This is a genomic window from Falsiroseomonas oryzae (assembly GCF_027856955.1).
In the GTDB taxonomy this organism is placed as follows: Bacteria; Pseudomonadota; Alphaproteobacteria; order Acetobacterales; family Acetobacteraceae; genus Falsiroseomonas; species Falsiroseomonas oryzae.
Genome location: NZ_JAPSMD010000969.1, coordinates 1 through 648, shown reverse-complemented (window position 1 = coordinate 648; position 648 = coordinate 1). Strand labels below are relative to the sequence as shown.

Here is a 648-nt window from a genome sequence, read left to right as displayed (position 1 = left end):
CGCGTGCCGGGCGCTGGCGCGGCGCGCGGATGCGGTGGTGGTGGCGAAGGACGGGCTGGACGACGCCTTCGGCGGTGCCGCCCGCTGCACCCGCGTGCGCAACTACGCCGTCGATCCCGGCATCGCGCCGCGGTCCCATGTGCCGGGACCTTTGCGGCTGCTGCACCTCGGCGCGCTCGGTGCGGCGCGCGGCGCCTTCGCCATGCTGGACGCGCTGGCGCGCCTGCCGGAGGGGACGCGCCTGGTGCTGGTCGGCCGTTTCACCGACGGCAGCGAGGCCGCCTTCGAGGCGCGGGCGCGGCAGCTCGGCATCGCGGCGCGAATCGAGCGGCATGGCTGGCTGCCGCATCAGGAGGCGCTGCAGATCGCCGCGGGCTGCGACATCTCCCTGGTGCTGTTCCAGCCCGGCGTCGAGAACCACCGGCTGGCGCTGCCGCACAAGCTGTTCGATGCGATGCTGCTCGGCCTGCCGGTGATCGTCCCGGCCTTCGCCGAGGAGGTGGCGGCGGTGGTGGCGGAGGCCGGCTGCGGCATCGCGCTGGACACCGCCGACCCCGCGCGCATCGCGGAGGCCGTGACGAAGCTGGCCGACCCGGCGCGCCGCGCGGAGTTCGGCGCGCGGGGCCGCGCCGCGGCGCTGGGCCGCTT

General features: G+C 76.7%; 1 protein-coding gene. It reads left to right on the top strand.

The annotated features are described in order from the left end of the window. Nucleotides 1–648 (top strand): glycosyltransferase (locus tag OZN99_RS33005; protein WP_270939387.1); only part of this gene is annotated, 648 nt, incomplete at both ends.